Below are 17793 nucleotides of genomic sequence, written 5' to 3'. Positions count from 1 at the left end.
AGCTACTATTTCAACAACGCTTCAGCTGTTCTAATCGCTTGTAACAATGTATACTCCACTTTATTTAACTGCCGTTTCAGTGCAGTTTGCCATTCATGAAATGCATCACTGCCTTCTTCCAAATCAGCCAAGATGGCAATATTCTTTAATAAAGGAATGGGTGGTTGGTTCATGGCTAAGTCGTGATCGTGCATATCTCCACTAACATAATTTAACGGAATTAAGGAATGCGATAATTCCAAAATGCCCTGATTAATTCGAAAAGCTTCTTGATTGGACCAACTCTTATTTTGAATCGTGCTATAAATTTCCTCCGCTAGCTCTTCTACTTTTTCAACCCTTTCAATTGCAATAGACAAGTCCATTCGGTTACCCGCCAATTTTGCGTAAGCCACAAGAGCATCTTTGAGTTCTATTGCCGCAGCTGCTTGATTTATTGGCAAAATGGTTCGTGTACATGCATCATAGATAACTGCTGTGTATACTTGGCAGTCCCGCTTCAAGTTATCTTTATCCAATTTATCTAACGTATCTTCAGTTGTATGCCACCACCAACCAAATCCCCCTGACTTTATGCCACCAAATAACTTAACTAATGTTTGGGATGCAACATCATCACTAATGGGCTGTTCAGATAGACCCATGAACAAAGCTGGAACTCCAACGCCCCAGAAGGATTGGTCCCCACCTCTGCCAAATCGCTTCCCAATAAACGTTTCACCTGTTAATTTCTCAACTAAAGACCCTCCAAAGTCTTTTGTTTCTACCATACAGTTACTTTCACCTAAAATAGATGCACCTTTTCCACCGACTGAGTCGATATAGACATGGAGCGTACAATTTTCACGGAGGTCTTCCCAATTTGTGTCACAGTAATAGGTTGAACCCGCGTATCTTCCGTGAGAATGGCCAGACCAAAAAGCGAGACGCAAACTCCTTCTCAACGGATTTTTTTGCTCGGTTATTACACGCGCTACCTCAAGCATTGTTGCATTTGCACTTCCGTTATCCATCGCACCATAATGCCAGGAGTCAATATGCCCACTAAATAGTACGAATTTGTCTGGTTCTACTTCACCTTTGATATCAGCAATCAAGGTTGGGATCTTTCTCCACCCTGTATCAACAATAGTCTTAAACCAAACGAGTATCTTTTCGGTAGTCTGGTAGAGTTTATTTTTCAACTGACTTCCTACTGTATCAGTAATAGAAATAACAGGAAGGGTTGGTAGTTGTTTTTTTGACTCTGGAGTCGGATTACCCCATACGCGTGAAACAATCATTTCATGAGTGATTGGTCCATTGATAAAAATAGCACCTAATGCTCCTGCATTTTCCAAAATTTCTACTGCACCTGGGGTAGCAATCCCTTCTGCTAATACAATCTTCCCAGAGACTTGAACCTCTTGATGTAGTTCTCTAACATAGACAAGTTCGCCATTCAATTCTGATTCTCCAGTTGATACTGACATGGAATGGGTGATACAAGGGTAATCTGTCCCATCTACTTGCAATGAAGCAGCTACCGGCAAACTGATGTAGCCATAATGGAAGCTAAGCTTTGTATCTATTCCAAAACCATCAAGCACATCTTTAGCGTATTGAAAAGCGTGAAGCTCTTCCTCCGATCCAGACATTCGCACTTCTTTTGAAATTTGTTCCGTATAGGACATCAGTTGATCTCCAGATACAGATTCAATTAACTGCTCATGGTCATGATTTAATACTGCTTTCATCCTAGTTAGCTCCCTTCTTAAAAAGCAACGGCCCCAATCAGAGACCGCTACTCTATCTTTGTTTCCCGTTGAAATCAGTATCGCTATAATATTCTTACAACACGTAGTCTTCTTTCGCTGTTTTGACGCATTCAAATGGTTTGAAATCGTTCCCAGTTAATTGACCGACAGCATCAATAAAGGTGTTCGTTGTATGTGGTGTATCGTATAAAATATTGAAAAAATCTTCTCTTTTCTCTTTTGAAACAGAATCATAAGCTTTACCTACCATCCAACGTCCATAGTAATAAGATGGATAGTACGTTTTTTGGACGGGGTCAGAGAAGAAGCGGAAGCAATTTTTTGCTTCAATATCCGTTAAGTTACCAATACGCACCATGTATTCTATCGATTCTTCCTTTGTCATATCACCATTATTAAATAAATAGCAAGCATTGGTCTGAGCCATTCGTTGCATATCAATATAATCGCGAGCTAACTTGTATTGCTGCTTCGCATCTGATGTAATTCCTTCTGTTTCTTGTTCATCACGATCCCAACCTAAGAAGTGAAGTGCACTTTCAGGTCCACCTTCAAACAAGGCATTAGTTGGGCTATTAATCAAATAGTATGATGCCTCAATTGGTAGCTTTCCTTGTTGATATAAATAGTCCCAACGGCAATAAAAAGCCTGATGCCCTGGATATCCTTCATGAGTCATGATTTGACCTAGGACCGGTTCTGTCCATGGACGGTCGATATTGAACGTTAGATTCCCACGAAAATCACCTACATATTTGGAATAACCACTCCAAAACACACCACGAGTTGACTTAATAGAATCAAGTCCATCCTGTTCAGGTAACCCAATCACTCGCTTCAATGTACCAGCCTTGCTTTTTTCCCTCATGGATTCTGCTACAGCGACAACCTGCTCAGGGTCTATAATCGTATCCTCATGCCATTTGTCTGCTTTTTCTTTCAACGTACCCTTATAGCCCAGCCTTGTTAACCCTTCTTCAACAACTGCTTTTTGTTGTAGAATTGTTTCTTCCGTAATTAGTGTCGATGGTAGCTCTTGAATATTTAAAATGTATTCTGAATAAGGAAGGCTATCCCCTTGGAGACTACGGCCATAATACCGATACGCATTAACCATAGAACGAAGATATCTACCCGGATGTCCTTTTACATCCTTGATTGCATGTTCCACTTCATCAATCTTCCGACCAATTTGATCAAAATTAGTTAATGAAGACTTGACATCACTGTAGCTAGCCGTTGCCACCTCCTGCCCATGTAGTTTTTTTGTCTGCTCATTTAAACTTAATACAATATCTACAATTCCTTCTCCAACCGGTTCAGAAGTCCAGCGTAATACCATATTATTTTCCTCCTTCGTTTTCTATGTCCCAAAGCTTTTCAATGTCCTTGAGTACCAGTTCTGTTAACATTTGATACAATTGTTCACCTTTTTCAGCTGTCGCTTTCCCGGCATTGCCAGAAAATGCTTTAGGATAAAGCGTCTTACCTCCATCTTTAAATCTGAAGCGCTTAGGCAGTGGAATTTCATGACTGCCAACGCCATCGGTATAAGCATAATTTTCATTAATAGCCAGCACTAATGATGTCTCATCTTCTCCCGCATGACCTGGGTCTGGCGCAATCTTTTTGATATCTTCCCGATAATCGATAAACCAATTTATCGTTAAAGTCCTTATCCCTATATCTGCAAGCTTTTCCGTTACAACATCCAAGCTTGAGATATTCCCACCATGGCCATTAAACAAGATGATATTTTCAAAGCCATTTTTGTAAAAACCTTTACAAATATCAAGGACATAATTTGAAAAAGCCTCAGACGATACATCAATGGTTCCGACAAATGGCGCAAGGCCCCATGAGTGACCATAGGTAACTTCTGGAGCCATCAAAATTCTATCTCCTACCGATTCTTCTAACCGTTTTACAAATTCTCTCGGGATCAGGACATCTGTACCCAATGCACAATGGGGGCCATGTGCCTCGATCATTCCAATCGGAACAAGAACGGTATTTATTTTTCCTTCAATTTCTTTGAACTGACTTAAATTTATCGTCATCATATCCATATGCTTTTAGCTCCTTAGCCAAGATTACGTTTAATTAATTCAGCAAGTAATGCAGCACGATAAGGCAAATTTTCCAATACCACATGCTCATTTTCTGCATGTGCACCATCTCCGACTGGACCAAGTCCATCAATGGTTGGAGTCTCAACACCAGCTGTCAGATTACCATCACTGGCACCACCTGACTTTCCTTGTTCAAGCTCATAGCCATGTTCAACTGCTATTTCCTTCAACTGTTCAAATAATTCTAATACCACTTCTGTCCGCTCAAGCGGGTAACGATTTATACCACCTTGCACCTCCACTGTGGTTCCTTCAACAAATTGAGGTCTGTTCAAAATAGCTACTTCAAGTGCTTCAGCTTGTGCTTTTGTTCGAACACGTAAATCAATAGCTGCTTCTGCATAACCAGCAACGACATTAGTCCGGGTCCCACCCGAAATGGTACCAATATTAATCGAAATACCTTCTTCTCTGTTATCCAGTTTTTTAATATCTGCAAGCTGAAGTGCTAATTCATCAACGGCACTTGCTCCTGACCACGGATCAATACCAGCATGTACTGACTTTCCATGAACGACAAGCTTATAGATGCCCATTCCTTTTCGGAAGGTTTTAACTCCTCCCGAAGGAGATATGCTCGATTCAGGCACAAACACATAGGAACTTTTCTTAGCTTCCTCGATAATCAACTCCCGAGAATGTTCACTACCAATCTCTTCATCTGAAGTAACTAAAAAAACAACCTTTCTTTTTCCGAAATAGCCAAGCTCCTTTAAGGCTCGAAGTGCCCAAAGCGTGATGGTTAATCCACCTTTCATATCAAACGTGCCGGGTCCAAATAACTTTCCGTTTTCCCTTTTAACGGGGATTGTACCTTGGTCCCAGACAGTATCATAGTGACCAATGATTAACAGTTGCTCATCTTCCGTTCCATTGCTGTATGTGAAACGATATTGATTACCTACTATTTCTTTTTCAATCGTTTCAACGCCGCCGCCAACAAGCTCTTCAAAGCTTTGTTTTAAAATAAGACCGCATTGATCCGTTAGCTGCTTATTTTTTGAAGGAGACTCCGCTTCAACTAATTGAAGCAAGGTCTCTTCGATGTTTTTTTGATTATTTTTTAAATAAGTTAGTATATCTGTCATATTTTATTAGCTCCCACTTTCGGTTATGACCGGTGGTAGTTTCTTAGATTGTGTTTGTTCTAATTGAAAGGCAGCTTGTAATAGCTCCATATCATGAAAATGCGGTGCTACTAGTTGCATTCCAACAGGAAGTCCTTTGTCGGTAAAACCCATATTCAGGGTGACTGCTGGGTGACCAGAAATATTAAAAGGACCAGTAAACATCATTTCATTTAATTCCTCACTACCAATCTCAGGATCCTCTGCTGGAGCAGAAAAGCCTACGGTCGGAGTTAAAATTACATCGATCTGTGTAAACAGGTCGGATACGCTATCAGTATAACGACTAAGGTCCTCCAACCCATTTAAATAATCGACTGCTTTATGCTGCATCCCTACCTCAATTTGTTTGAAAGTTAGATCAGCATACTCAGCTTTACGACCAATCCAATGCTGGTGAATCTGCGCTGCTTCTGGTAGCAAGACATTCATAATTATTTCTTCCGTACGATTCCAATTTTTTATATCTATTTCAACTAATTCCCATCCAAGGGATTGTACGATCTTTAATGTTTGATAATATACTTCGCTTACACTGGCTTCAAGACCAATCAACTTTTCATACGGCAAAATACCAACTCTTTTTGGGGTTTTGAATCTATCAAAATATTCGAAATCCAACTTACCTAGCTTTCCTTTTACGGAGTGTTGATCGTTAGGGTCATACCCAGCAATTACATCCAACACAACAGCCGCATCTTTAACATTTCTCGTGATGGGTCCAGCATGATCAAGTGACCATGATAAAGGGAATACACCATAGGTACTAACTAGTCCACGAGTTGGTTTCAGGCCTACAGTCCCACAATAGGAAGCAGGAATACGAATCGAACCACCTGTATCCGTTCCTAATGAAAAATAACCAATTCCACTACCTACGGCTGCTACGGAACCACTTGATGAACCACCTGATGTCTTGGTAACATCCCAAGGATTATTCGTTTGACCAAAATCAGGATGAACAATCCCATAGGCAAACTCCAGCATATTATTCTTTCCAAAAAGGATAGCGTTCGTTTTAGACAGCTTACTTAGTACGGTTGCTGTGTAGTCAGGTTTGTAGTTTTTTAAGATATTTGAGGCACAGGTTGTCAGCATATCTTTTGTATAAAATAAATCCTTTACTGCATATGGGATCCCCGCTAATACATGTAGACTCTGGTTATTTAAAAATTGCTTTTCTACAGTTTGTGCTTGTTTGATCGCATCTTCCTCCATAAGCGTAATAAAGGCATTAAGCTTTGGTTCAAGCTTTCTCTGTCGTTCAAATACTTTTTCTGTCACTTCAACAGGGGAAACTTCCTTTTGGCGATACAGTTCAGCTATTTCTACTAGCGATTTATCTAATAGATGAGTCATTTTATTAAGCCCCTACAGCTAATAGCGGATCGTTATCGTTAATAGCAAGTGATGTTACCAAAAACAACACAATGCCTTCTGTATCAGACGTAATTTCTTTAACCGTCTCACCAAACTCATTAGCTAGTCTTCCTAGATATTGTCCCTTGGTTACTGTATTGCCGATCTCAACGTCGGGATACCATAGTCCCTTTATATCTGAACGATACCAATCAAAAACAGAAATATAGGTTGATTCACTCTTATTTACTTCACCGTTTAGTAACCCTAGTGAAACCAGGATATTTTTTACACCATCTTGAAGATTAATAGAGTGTTTCTTACTCATAATGCCTTGCATACCTGCTTCAGCAATAATAGCAGGTATGCCTTGTTCAGCTGCACAGCCATATGTAGATCCTGGTACCTGACCACTGCTACCAATCACATAATCAATATCAAAAAGAGAGGCCATTTCCTTCGAAGTTTCTAATACTTTTTTGTCTTCTGTTATATGATAAATTGTGAATGGGACTAATGCCTCAATCATATCTCCACCATGAAGATCAATGACAAAATCAACTTGCTTAAAAATAGATTCATTTAGCCAGTACGCTAAGCGCTCCGCATCAGTTCCATCTTCTTTACCAGGAAACATCCGGTTTAAGTTTTTCTGATCTCTTGGGTGAACATAAATACTACGGGCATAAAATGAAGCTGGATTTGCAATAGGAAGAACAATCACTTTACCTTTAACTTGTGCTGGCTCTAGTTCTGCACCTACTTTTTGGGCTGCATCAATCGAGGTATATTCACAACCATGAATACCACCTAAAACTAATACCTTAGGTCCTGCTTCAGATCCGTTCACCACAAAGGCTGGAAGTTTTTCCTCAACGGTTGGAAGTTCTAAATAGTCCTTTACTTTATTACCTTCAGTAACAGATAAATTTCCAATTTCCCATACATTACCCATCTGAGTCATCCCTTCTTTATTTATAAAAATTGGAAGGCGGTTGTTAAATAAACCGCACTTCCGTATTTGATGATTATTCTTCTACTTTTGTAATTTTGTGGAAAGGTACATACCATGTATTCATTGGGTTAAGTTCATAGCCTTTCACCCAATTTCTCATAGCGGCTTGAAGATTCGGTTGAGCTACGAAAATGTAAGGAACTTCTTCAGCCATAATATCCTGAATTTCCTTATAGTTTTTTGCTCTAACGTCCTCATCCGTTTTCCTTCTTGCTTCTTCTAACAAAGCATCCACTTTACTATTTTCATAGAATGCAAGGTTGAACCCTGGGCCTTTACTAGATGAGTGTGCAAAGTACCATAGATTATAGTCTGGATCCGGATAATCTGGCGTCCATGATACTAGACCGAAATCATGCTCTCCATTTGTTACTAGATCCAAGAATGTTGGCCAAGCGTATGTCTTGATTTCTAGATTAATACCAACCTTAGATAAATCAGACTGTAAAAGTAATGCTGTATTACTACGCACTTCATTATTCTCTGAAATAGCAATTTCTAGATTGATCTCGCCTTCTTCATAACCTGCTTCATCCAACAATGCCTTCGCTTTATCTAAATCATAATCATAAAGCTTTGCATCAGGATTGTAACCAAACATACCAGCAGGAACTGCTCCACCAATACGCTCTGCTTTGCCTAAATAAACACTCTCAATTAACGCGTCATAGTTGATACTGTGAGCAATTGCTTTACGTACATTCACATCAGCTAATACACCACTTTCAATATTCATTGGCATGTAGTCAATTTGGTAGCCAGTAGAGTGTGCAATATTTATTCCGTCTGTTCCTTCCATCTGACTAAGTACTTCTGGCGAAATCATGGTGTTATCAAGTAAATCAACTTCACCTTTTTCTAACATTAGACGGGCGGTAGAAGGTTCTGAAACAAACTGAATGTTAACTGTTTCCATCGTAGGAGCTTCTCCCCAATAATCTGGGTTTGCTTTCATTACTAGTGATTCCCCTCGATCCCAGCTCTCAAGAATATAAGGGCCTGAACCTACTTCTTCTTCAGCAAGGAAGCTTTGTCCAAGATCATCCCCAGCATTTTCTTCTAGGTTAGGATTAAAAATGTTCGCATACACGGTTCCTAGTGTACTAACAAATGGCGCAAACGGCTTCTTCAAAGTGATTTTAATCGTATGCTCATCGATGATATCGAAGCTATTTTCATCAATTACCTTGTTAAAAATACCTGCAGCAGATTTACCAACATTGATTGCACGAATATAGGAGTACTTTACTGCTTCTGCTGTGACAGGTGAACCATCATGGAATGTAGCATCCTCAACTAAATGGAATGTATATTCTAAACCATCATCTGAAATATCCCATGTTTTTGCTAACATTGGTTGTGGCTCTGTTGACGTTCCTTCATACGTTACTAAGCGGTCATACAACATATAAGTCACACGGAATGACGTGTTTGCCGCAGAACCATGTGGGTCAAGGTGTGGTAAATCTTGGTTTGTTGCAAAGTTAAATACTTCTTCATTAAAGTTTTCGTTGCCGGCTGGTTCATCTACATCATTTGAATCCTTATTGTCTGTTTGATCACTTGTTGAATCTGCGTCCCCATTTGTATTTTCATCACCATAATTCTGACAACCTACAAGCGCAACTGTAACTACGAAAAGAAGTAAAACCAATTTAAACCAATGGACTTTAACTTTCATTTTGTTTCCCCCTCGTTTTAGTGAAAATATGAAATGAACCGATAAACGCGATCCCCCTTTCAAGTAGGCTATCTATGAATTCATAGAGTGTTAACGTTGCTTAGGGTCTAACACATCATTCAAGCCATCTCCCAGTAAATTGAAGCCTAATACGGTAATTAAAATAGCAACACCGGGGAAGGTGGCTGCCCACCATGCATCTCTCAATATTTCACGGCTGTTCGATAGCATCGCGCCCCATTCGGGAGAAGGTGGTTGTGCACCAAGGCCGATAAAGCTTAAGCCTGCTGCAGCTAAAATAACCATTCCTAAATCTAGTGAAGCTTGAATCGTAGCTGGTGCAATCGAATTCGGGATTATTTCTTTAAAAAGGATTCGAAAGGGATTAGCACCTAAGGCTCGGGATGCCTCAATAAATTCTAAATTTTTCAATGATAGTACCGATGATCGGACAATCCTTGTGTACCACGGCCACCAAGTTGCGGCTAAGGCGAGCAACACGTTCTCTATCGACGGCCCTAAGGCTGCTGCAATTGACATTGCCAAGATAATGCCTGGAAAGGACAAGAATATATCTGTTATTCGCATAATAAATTGGTCAACTCGTCCACCGATGTAACCTGCAATTGCACCTAGAATGGTTCCAATCGGGAATGAAATTAACACAACTAACAAACCAATACGCAAAGAAATTCTTGTTCCATAGACAATTCTGCTATAAATATCTCTTCCTACTTCATCAGTCCCGAAATAATGTTCAGCACTAGGTGGTTGTAATTTATCAAGTATTGCTGGTTCACTCGGGTCATGAGTAGCAATTAACGGAGCAAATGCAGCAGTTAATAGGATGATTAAAACGATAATGATCCCGATCATTGTTAAAGGACTACTAGTAACTCTACGTATCAATTTACCTCACTCCCCCTTAGTTATGTTTCAAACGTGGATCAATAAAGAAATACAATGTATCAATAATAAGATTTACAAGAATAAACATGACAGCAATCAGCAAGGTAACCCCCATAACTGCTGGAAAATCTAAATAGTTTATAGCATTTACTGCATATTTACCAAGCCCTGGCCAAGAAAAAACTGATTCAACTAGTACACTTCCTCCTAACGCATGCCCAAATGCCATTCCTAATAAAGTAATAACTGGCATTACACCGTTTCTTAAAGCGTGACCATACAAGACTCTATTTTCCGAACCTCCTTTAGCATGCGCGGTTCGAATGTAATCACTTGATAACACCTCAAGCATACTTGAGCGTGTCATACGAGTAATCATCCCTATCGTAATTGCTGCTTGAGTGATCCCTGGCAAAATCAAATGCATCACTGCTGCTTTAAAGACTGTCCAGTTCCCTGTAAGTAAAGCATCGATTGTGTACATTCCAGTAATATGGTCTGGAGGTGACATGCCCATGTCTAATCTTCCTGATCCTGGGAATACTCCAAGCTTCAAATAAAAGAATAGTAAGAACAGTAACCCTAACCAGAAGGCGGGCATGGCCACCCCCATCAGTGCTAATATCCTTGTAAATTGATCGGCCAATTTATCTTTCCTACTTGCACTTATAATCCCAAATGGAATCCCAATCAGTACAGTTAGTACCATGGCAAACATCGTCAGTTCAAATGTTGCTGGAAAATATCTGACTAAATCGTCTACTACTGGACGTTGGGAATACGTGCTTTCCCCTAAGTCCCCCTGGGAAATCCCTACCATATACCTACCATATTGAACATAGAGCGGATCATTTAATCCCATTTCCTCTTGAAGCTCCGCTAAGCCCTCTGGTGTAGCCTTTGGTCCTAAAATGAGTCGGGCAGGATCTCCAGGAATGGTATTAGAGATAGTAAATGTTAAGATACTAATCCCAATTAAAATGGGGATCATTAATAGCAATCGTTTGGCTACAAATCGTAAGGCATCCATCCATCTGTACTCCCTTCCATGAGTTCATCCACTTTCTGCTGTCTATACATGAATACAAGCTGCAAAATGGTCGGTTGACTTTTCTTCCAGATTTGGAACTATTTCTGCACATTCCTTCGTTGCGATTGGACACCTTGTATGAAATGGACAACCAGATGGTGGGTTCGCTGGGCTTGGCAGATCTCCTTCTAAGATAATTCGATCCCTTTTTTGCGTGGGATCTGGTATCGGCAATGCAGATAAAAGCGCTTGTGTATAAGGATGCATCGGGTGCTTGTAGAGGTTTTCTACATCTGCAATCTCAACAACCTTTCCTAAATACATAACTGCAACCTTATCGGATATATGCTGTACAACCGATAAATCGTGCGATATGAACATGTAACTTAAATTCATGTCTTGTTGTAAATCAAGCATCAAGTTTAATACTTGAGATTGCACGGATACATCTAGAGCCGAAACCGGCTCATCTGCAACAATTAGTTTTGGATTTAAAGTTAATGCTCTAGCGATGCCAATCCGCTGCATTTGACCCCCTGAAAATTCATGAGGATAATTACTGAGTTGTTCCTTTCTCAATCCAATTTTGTCAATCAGATTCTCGACGATATCTCTTTTATCTTTCCTCGACCCTATTTTATGGATAATTAAAGGCGCCTCAAGTATTTGACGAACAGTATTCCTTGGATTAAGTGATGCATACGGATCTTGAAAAACGATCTGCATCTCTTTTCTTAACTCCTTCATTTGTTTGGGAGTCATATCCGTGACTTCTTGGCCTTTGAATTTGACGTTTCCTTCAGTTGGATTAACTAAGCGCAAGACGGAGCGACCAAGAGTAGATTTCCCACAACCAGATTCGCCAACTATTCCTAATGTTTGCCCTTCTTCAATCTCTAGAGTTACACCATCAACTGCTTTTATAATTGTTTTTTCACTTAGAAATCCTTTTTTAGTGATGAAGTGCTGTTTCAGGTTTTTCACTTCGAGTAGTGCCATTCTTGTTCCCCCCCTCGTCATAGAGCCAACATGCTGTCTGATGATTTTCCTTTATTTGAGTCATTTGAGGTGAAGTCGTTTTACATATATCCATCGCATGTTCACATCGATCAGCAAAACGACAACCCTTAGGCATGTTTTCAGGCGTGGGCACTGTTCCAGGAATAGATCCAAGTTGAAGCTTCCGTTTTCCAAGCTTGGGTATTGAGTTAAGCAGTCCTCTAGTATATGGGTGCTTCGGATTTTCAAATAATTCGACTACTGGTGCTTCTTCAACAACTCTGCCAGCGTACATAACAATAACTCGGTCACACACCTCGGCAACGACACCCATGTCATGGGTAATCATAATAATACCCATTTGAGTTTCTTCTTTAATTTTGTTCATTAATTCTAAAATTTGTGCTTGTATCGTAACATCCAATGCTGTCGTTGGCTCATCACAAATGAGTAACTGAGGTGCACAGGCCATCGCGATTGCAATCATAATTCTCTGCCTCATTCCACCTGACAGTTGATGCGGGTACTCGTCAATTAATTCGTCCGCTCGAGGTAAACCAACTTCATCTAATAGCTGAATTACTCTAGCTCTTCGTTCCCTTTTACTCATATTTGTGTGTAAAATTAAAGACTCCTCAATTTGCCTTCCAACCGTTTGAAGTGGATTGAGAGAAGTAAGTGGATTCTGAAAGATCATCGACATCTGATTTCCACGGGATTTTTGCAGCTTGCGCTTAGAAAAATCATTTATTTTTTCTCCTTCTAGTTCTACAGTCCCTTCCAATCGAGCCTTATCAGGAAGTAACCGCATAAGAGATAAGGCGGTCATACTTTTTCCGCATCCTGACTCCCCTACGATTCCTACGGTTTCACCTTTGTCTATTTTGAAGGAGATTTGATCAAGTATTTTCGAGTATTTACCTTCTCTTTTTAAAGATAAGGACAAGTCCTTTACTTCTAAAAGCATAATTACACCACCTTTTTATTCTTGAAGTTGAGCAACTCCGGATAGATCTTTCAACGCTGTCGTATAATGTTCAGAAAATGCCTCTTTTATCTTCTTTTGATTTTTAGTTCGTAATGCATCTAGTAATACTCTGTGATTTTCTACCACCTGGTCTACTCGCATGGGTACTTGATTTGCAACAGTTAAATACATGGCACCTACTTGAGTATCTAGATGCTTATGAATGTTTATTAAACGGGTATGTCTCGACGCTGCAACAATAGTGCTATGAAAAAGGATGTCACATTGGGCCTGACTCTCTAAATCCTGTTCTTTCATTGAATGATAGAACTGATCAATAAGTCCTTCTAATTTCGCGAAATCCACTTCTGTTAGATGGGTAAGAGCAAGTTGAGCAGCTTCTCCTTCTAATAGCGCTCTTAACGTGTAAATTTCAAAAGCATCTTGTTTGGAAAGTGTTGCAACAAATGTTCCCCTGTTTGTTTCATGTTTAATTAATCCTTCATTTTCGAGTAACTTCAAGGCTTCACGAATAGGTCCTCTGGAAATACTAAATTTATCCGCTAGTTGTGCTTGATTAATTCTTCCCCCAGGATTTAATTCTCCATTTAGTATCATTTTTCTAATAATTGTTGCTACATCGTCAGATAACGATCTATGATCAAGAATCATCTCTCAATACAACTCCCATTCAACTTACTTTATTAGGTAAAGATTGATAGATTTTCTTAAGCTCATAAAGATTATCCCAACTCATTTGCTTTGTACCATCTTCAATCTCTTTAATAGTAGTTACCAAAGCTGAAAGAAGTGGTGTATCCAGCCGATGATTTTTAGCGATTTCTAAAATGGGCACAAGCTGTGCATCAACCTCTGTCTTCCTTTTACGGACTGCTAAGTCTCTCCAAATGCCACTTTTGGTTTTCTTATTTGATGCCATTCTATTTGTTAGTTTTTTTAACTGTAAATCCAGCTTTTCTTTGTCACGCTTTTGTCTCGGGTATACGAGTGATGGCTCCCAATCGTCAAAGCCTAGTGGTGAAACTGATTCTTTGTCTGCTGTTTCCAAAATCTCTGAACACAATTCCATTAAGGTTTCTCTTAACTCTTGTTTTTGTACAACCCCTGCCATTGTTTCATCAACTAAAGCCGTACTATATAGTAAACCAGCATATGACATTTTCCCCCAAAGATAGCCCCAAATATTATCCGTTACTTGCACGGGCCCCCAGCATTGAAGTTTTTCTTTTAAATTGAGAATTCTTGGGGTGATTTCACCATTTAATTCACCAAGATATAACGACGCAACTCCACCATATAGAATTCGACCTGGTTCCAAATAATCAGCTGAAAAGTTAACAAAGCAGCCAATTGTTCGTTTGGCTCCTATTAAATTTGAAATTTGTCGTTCACACAAGCCATTTTGTAGGGAAACAACTTGCGAGTTTTTATCTAATAATGCCAGAAAAGGTCTTAATGCTTCTTCAGTATGATGTGCTTTCACGCAAAGGAATACGGTATCCAAAATTTGATTCTTTTTAGCTAATTCTTCTGGAGTATAGGCTGTTCCTCTCACAGTGAAAATTTCGTCAGGCCCTTCAATGGTGAGCCCTTCATTATTTATTTTTTCTACATGTTCTTCAACAATGTCACAAAAGATTACCTTGTTACCTCCTCGAACTAAGTGAGCTCCAAGAACTCCACCTATTGCACCTGATCCAATAATTGTGATTGTCATGTGTTTCCTCCTAAAAAAGTTGTAAGCCGCCATCTGCTGAGATTACTTGACCACTTACATAACTTGCAAAGTCTGATGCGAAAAATAGTACTGGATGAGCAATATCCTCAGGAACACCTAACCTTTTTACTGAGATCGAATCTACTAATTTCAATTGTTGTTCTTCCGTCATTGCATCCCACTGTTTTTGTGTTGATGGATTAGATAACACGAAACCAGGTGCGACATTGTTAACGGTGATCCCATACTTGCCAAGCTCACGTGCCATTTGTCTAGTAAAACCAATTTGTCCAGCCTTAGCGCTGGTATAGGCTTGAATTCCTGTTAGGCTACTACTTCTTCCAGCCCCACTTGATATATTAACAATTCTTCCATACTTATTTTTTTTCATATATGGTGTAACCGAACGAACCATGTAAAATGCAGATTTCAAATTTACATCTATGACTTTTTCCCACTCTTCATCTGATACAAGTTCGATAGGTTTATGAACTTGACCAACAACCCCACCAGCAACATTAACCAATATATCTATTCTTCCAAAGTCATTCATAACTTCTTCTACTAAACTATTCACATCTTCTGAATTGCACACATCACAAATGTATGCACTTATTTTACCGATGGATCCTGTTGCCTTAATATTACTTTCTACTTCATTTTTAGATTCAGTTAACGGTGTCTCAAGTATGTCTGTAGCAGCTACATTCGCACCTCGGATAGCGAATTCATTAGATATTGACCTTCCTATACCATGTGCTGCACCTGTAACAACAACCACCTTATTTTCAAAAGTTAACTGTAAACTGTTAACACTTTGTCCCAAAGTAACTTCCCCTTTGCTTAATTTTTTTAATTATAATTCTAATTTGTCAAAATTGCAACAATTTTTTAACTATTTATAAATTTATATTCACTTATTAATCTTTACTAGAGCCAACAACCTTTTCTGTAACTGGTGAACTACTATATGACTGCCTGTGCTGCTGATTAATTTAAGTAAGCTTCTCTACCTTGGACTAAAATACTAGTTTTCAAATTATAAGACGTTATTGACGTATGTTCTCATAGATGCGAAGTATTACTTCTGCCTCTCTACATGCCAGCGGTACGCATCATTAATGATGTATTCGTATTTCGTTCGACATCAAATTATTACTACGCTATCATGGGTGGGTTTTCTTCAACGAATGCAGTTGTCTTAGATGAAGCTGACTTCCAGGAAAATGGTTTTAGAAAAATTGCTGGTGTATATGACGAACTTTTCTTTGATAATGAGCAAATCAAGCTGGACAATCTGTTGTGAAGAAGAATTACGTTGCGACAGAAGAAGGACAAGGATTTTTAGGTAACCCGAAAAATCTGTAAGCTGGTAAGGTTATGAAGTTAATGATGGAGAACGAATCATTTATCAACCAAATGAAACGCATCCATGGAACCATTTTTTACAAACATGCTTATGGAATGAGATTAAGCCAAGTCGTTGATATTTCTATTACTATGAATACTGTGGGAGAGAAGTTTAACGGACTTAAAGGAAATATCGCTTCCATTTTATATTTCGTAGGCGGGTTAGTTCTTTACTTGGCTTATCACTATGGACTACTGTTTATAGCAGGATATCCCTCAGAATCGCTATCGTCTATCATCGTAATCGGTTTAGTACCTGTATTAGCAATCGCTGCTATCTTCAATACATTCCTATTTAGAAAAACTGGAAATGTATATGTTGCAGCATTCCTAAATACGATCCTAATGACCATGATTAAACTAGCAAATACAGCGCTTTATCCTGTACTGTAATAACTATGAAAAAAATCTATAACTTATAACTAAGAGCAAAGGGCTATAAGGCCCTTTGCTCTTTTGTTTTAGTCTTTTAACTATCGTCTATCCTTAACTGTTGCGTTTTCAGCACGACAAGGAAAACTCGACCCCACGTAGCAAATAAACTTTTTATGAAAAGTATACATAGTATAAATTTAGCCACATTAGTTATTATAAGTTCATCCCATTGTTATATGTACAATACAAAATTAACCAACCTGTTCTATTATAGGAAGGGAATGTAGAGCAATGACAAATGATTATGTGTTCCAAAACTTAAGTCAAGAAAGTATGTCTCTTGATCAAGTATTTCATAACATTGTTCGGTATATGAAAAAGGATGTAACAGGGAATTACCGCTTAATCTTTGGAACTGACTCACAAGTCCATTCCGATCACACCCTTTTCATCACGGGAACTGTAATCCACCGCGAGAGCAAAGGCGCATGGGCTTGTATACGTAAGGTAAAAGTACCAAGAAAGATGACCAACCTTTATGAGCGTATATCCTATGAGACAACATTAACTGAAGAGGTAGTATCCCTGTTTTCAGAAGAAAGAAAACAACAACTTATTGATATCGTGTTACCTCATATTTATAAGGGGGCGTCCTTTACCATCGAAGGGCATATCGATATCGGTTCTGGCAGTAGAAATAAAACCCGGGTGTTTGTGAACGAAATGGTTTCACGAATGGAATCGTTAGGACTGGAGCCGAAAATTAAACCTGAAGCTGTCGTAGCTAGTAGTTATGCTAATCGGTTTACCAAGTAGATCTGCTGGAAGATAGGGAGAGTTCTGATATAACATTTCAATTCATGAGGGGCATGGATTAGATATGAGAGTTTGATATGACAATTATGATGAGAAATGACCTACAGAAATTCGAGTAGACAACTAGCTCTTACCCGGTGGGAATCACATATAATAAAGGGGATATTGTATTGGTAGAAATTAAAAGAGATTGGATCGTTAAGAAATTAAAGGTAGGAAAAAGTCTGTTGAATTTCAGGATATACGCTATACATTTTATAAATTGCCTCCCGATTAGAACTAGTTATTTGGATAATTTCACTATATCGTTCATCAAATTTACTGCTAAAATGAAGACGAAAAATTCATATATGGATTTGAGGTTATCAACCCTTCTATATATAGCACTACATCCTTTTTAACGATTAACATCAACCTTCAGCTTTAAAATAATGGCCAAAAAACATTGACCAGGTATCCTTCTTTATAAATATTTTAA

17 protein-coding genes are annotated in these 17793 nt (G+C 38.9%); 3 read left to right on the top strand and 14 right to left on the bottom strand.

Translation table 11 applies throughout. The annotated features are described in order from the left end of the window. Positions 1–5: 5 nt before the first annotated feature. The 14 genes from ACOI1D_RS06590 to ACOI1D_RS06525 all read right to left on the bottom strand — a co-directional run bounded on the left by ACOI1D_RS06590 (position 6) and on the right by ACOI1D_RS06525 (position 15540). Positions 6–1736: a M28 family peptidase gene (locus ACOI1D_RS06590; RefSeq protein WP_422500239.1), complete on the bottom strand. Its 1731-nt coding sequence runs from the start codon at positions 1734–1736 to the stop codon at positions 6–8. Between the two features lie 94 nt (positions 1737–1830). Next, positions 1831–3099: a hypothetical protein gene (locus ACOI1D_RS06585; RefSeq protein WP_422500237.1), complete on the bottom strand. Its 1269-nt coding sequence runs from the start codon at positions 3097–3099 to the stop codon at positions 1831–1833. A gap of 1 nt (position 3100) precedes the next feature. Beyond that, positions 3101–3826 carry a creatininase family protein gene (locus tag ACOI1D_RS06580; RefSeq protein ID WP_422500235.1) on the bottom strand — a complete coding sequence of 242 codons (726 nt, stop codon included), beginning with the start codon at positions 3824–3826 and terminating at the stop codon, positions 3101–3103. 14 nt (positions 3827–3840) lie between these two features. Then, on the bottom strand, positions 3841–4977 hold the full coding sequence (locus tag ACOI1D_RS06575; RefSeq protein ID WP_422500233.1) for a M20 family metallopeptidase: 1137 nt from the start codon (positions 4975–4977) through the stop codon (positions 3841–3843). Between the two features lie 6 nt (positions 4978–4983). Continuing rightward, positions 4984–6375, bottom strand: a complete 1392-nt coding sequence (locus tag ACOI1D_RS06570) for an amidase (protein WP_422500231.1) — start codon at positions 6373–6375, stop codon at positions 4984–4986. 4 nt (positions 6376–6379) lie between these two features. Further along, positions 6380–7330: a M14 family metallopeptidase gene (locus ACOI1D_RS06565; RefSeq protein ID WP_422500229.1), complete on the bottom strand. Its 951-nt coding sequence runs from the start codon at positions 7328–7330 to the stop codon at positions 6380–6382. A gap of 73 nt (positions 7331–7403) precedes the next feature. Next, positions 7404–9071 carry an ABC transporter substrate-binding protein gene (locus tag ACOI1D_RS06560; protein WP_422500227.1) on the bottom strand — a complete coding sequence of 556 codons (1668 nt, stop codon included), beginning with the start codon at positions 9069–9071 and terminating at the stop codon, positions 7404–7406. A gap of 90 nt (positions 9072–9161) precedes the next feature. Beyond that, complete coding sequence (gene nikC / locus ACOI1D_RS06555) at positions 9162–9980, bottom strand: nickel transporter permease (protein ID WP_422500225.1); 819 nt, start codon at positions 9978–9980, stop codon at positions 9162–9164. A 16-nt stretch (positions 9981–9996) separates the two neighbouring features. Next, on the bottom strand, positions 9997–11010 hold the full coding sequence (locus ACOI1D_RS06550; RefSeq protein WP_422500223.1) for an ABC transporter permease: 1014 nt from the start codon (positions 11008–11010) through the stop codon (positions 9997–9999). A gap of 42 nt (positions 11011–11052) precedes the next feature. Beyond that, positions 11053–12009: an ABC transporter ATP-binding protein gene (locus ACOI1D_RS06545; RefSeq protein ID WP_422500221.1), complete on the bottom strand. Its 957-nt coding sequence runs from the start codon at positions 12007–12009 to the stop codon at positions 11053–11055. Next, on the bottom strand, positions 11963–12976 hold the full coding sequence (locus ACOI1D_RS06540; RefSeq protein ID WP_422500219.1) for an ABC transporter ATP-binding protein: 1014 nt from the start codon (positions 12974–12976) through the stop codon (positions 11963–11965). The genes ACOI1D_RS06545 and ACOI1D_RS06540 overlap by 47 nt, the downstream gene beginning before the upstream one ends. A gap of 15 nt (positions 12977–12991) precedes the next feature. After that, positions 12992–13648, bottom strand: a complete 657-nt coding sequence (locus ACOI1D_RS06535; RefSeq protein WP_422500217.1) for a GntR family transcriptional regulator — start codon at positions 13646–13648, stop codon at positions 12992–12994. Between the two features lie 19 nt (positions 13649–13667). Continuing rightward, on the bottom strand, positions 13668–14714 hold the full coding sequence (locus ACOI1D_RS06530; RefSeq protein WP_422500215.1) for a ketopantoate reductase family protein: 1047 nt from the start codon (positions 14712–14714) through the stop codon (positions 13668–13670). 10 nt (positions 14715–14724) lie between these two features. Next, complete coding sequence (locus ACOI1D_RS06525; RefSeq protein ID WP_422500213.1) at positions 14725–15540, bottom strand: SDR family NAD(P)-dependent oxidoreductase; 816 nt, start codon at positions 15538–15540, stop codon at positions 14725–14727. A gap of 273 nt (positions 15541–15813) precedes the next feature. On the opposite strand from ACOI1D_RS06525, the gene ACOI1D_RS06520 reads away from it, so the two are divergent. The 3 genes from ACOI1D_RS06520 to ACOI1D_RS06510 all read left to right on the top strand — a co-directional run bounded on the left by ACOI1D_RS06520 (position 15814) and on the right by ACOI1D_RS06510 (position 17315). Continuing rightward, complete coding sequence (locus tag ACOI1D_RS06520) at positions 15814–16020, top strand: hypothetical protein (RefSeq protein ID WP_422500211.1); 207 nt, start codon at positions 15814–15816, stop codon at positions 16018–16020. Positions 16021–16094: 74 nt separating this feature from the next. Then, positions 16095–16517 (top strand): hypothetical protein, encoded by a 423-nt coding sequence (locus ACOI1D_RS06515; protein ID WP_422500209.1) that lies wholly within the window; start codon positions 16095–16097, stop codon positions 16515–16517. A gap of 273 nt (positions 16518–16790) precedes the next feature. Next, positions 16791–17315 (top strand): ribonuclease H-like YkuK family protein, encoded by a 525-nt coding sequence (locus ACOI1D_RS06510; RefSeq protein ID WP_422500207.1) that lies wholly within the window; start codon positions 16791–16793, stop codon positions 17313–17315. Positions 17316–17793: the final 478 nt, after the last annotated feature.

The sequence above is a fragment of the Virgibacillus sp. DJP39 genome, from assembly GCF_049310925.1.
Taxonomy (GTDB): domain Bacteria; phylum Bacillota; class Bacilli; order Bacillales; family Amphibacillaceae; genus Virgibacillus_F.
This window is presented reverse-complemented; position numbering and strand designations above follow the sequence as displayed.

Coding starts and splice junctions, on each gene's coding strand:
- ACOI1D_RS06590 (WP_422500239.1), bottom strand. CDS start 1,736: ATGAAAGCAGTATTAAATCATGACCATGAGCAGTTAATTGAATCTGTA.
- ACOI1D_RS06585 (WP_422500237.1), bottom strand. CDS start 3,099: ATGGTATTACGCTGGACTTCTGAACCGGTTGGAGAAGGAATTGTAGAT.
- ACOI1D_RS06580 (WP_422500235.1), bottom strand. CDS start 3,826: ATGGATATGATGACGATAAATTTAAGTCAGTTCAAAGAAATTGAAGGA.
- ACOI1D_RS06575 (WP_422500233.1), bottom strand. CDS start 4,977: ATGACAGATATACTAACTTATTTAAAAAATAATCAAAAAAACATCGAA.
- ACOI1D_RS06570 (WP_422500231.1), bottom strand. CDS start 6,375: ATGACTCATCTATTAGATAAATCGCTAGTAGAAATAGCTGAACTGTAT.
- ACOI1D_RS06565 (WP_422500229.1), bottom strand. CDS start 7,330: ATGGGTAATGTATGGGAAATTGGAAATTTATCTGTTACTGAAGGTAAT.
- ACOI1D_RS06560 (WP_422500227.1), bottom strand. CDS start 9,071: ATGAAAGTTAAAGTCCATTGGTTTAAATTGGTTTTACTTCTTTTCGTA.
- ACOI1D_RS06550 (WP_422500223.1), bottom strand. CDS start 11,010: ATGGATGCCTTACGATTTGTAGCCAAACGATTGCTATTAATGATCCCC.
- ACOI1D_RS06545 (WP_422500221.1), bottom strand. CDS start 12,009: ATGGCACTACTCGAAGTGAAAAACCTGAAACAGCACTTCATCACTAAA.
- ACOI1D_RS06540 (WP_422500219.1), bottom strand. CDS start 12,976: ATGCTTTTAGAAGTAAAGGACTTGTCCTTATCTTTAAAAAGAGAAGGT.
- ACOI1D_RS06535 (WP_422500217.1), bottom strand. CDS start 13,648: ATGATTCTTGATCATAGATCGTTATCTGACGATGTAGCAACAATTATT.
- ACOI1D_RS06530 (WP_422500215.1), bottom strand. CDS start 14,714: ATGACAATCACAATTATTGGATCAGGTGCAATAGGTGGAGTTCTTGGA.
- ACOI1D_RS06520 (WP_422500211.1), top strand. CDS start 15,814: ATGCCAGCGGTACGCATCATTAATGATGTATTCGTATTTCGTTCGACA.
- ACOI1D_RS06515 (WP_422500209.1), top strand. CDS start 16,095: ATGAAGTTAATGATGGAGAACGAATCATTTATCAACCAAATGAAACGC.
- ACOI1D_RS06510 (WP_422500207.1), top strand. CDS start 16,791: ATGACAAATGATTATGTGTTCCAAAACTTAAGTCAAGAAAGTATGTCT.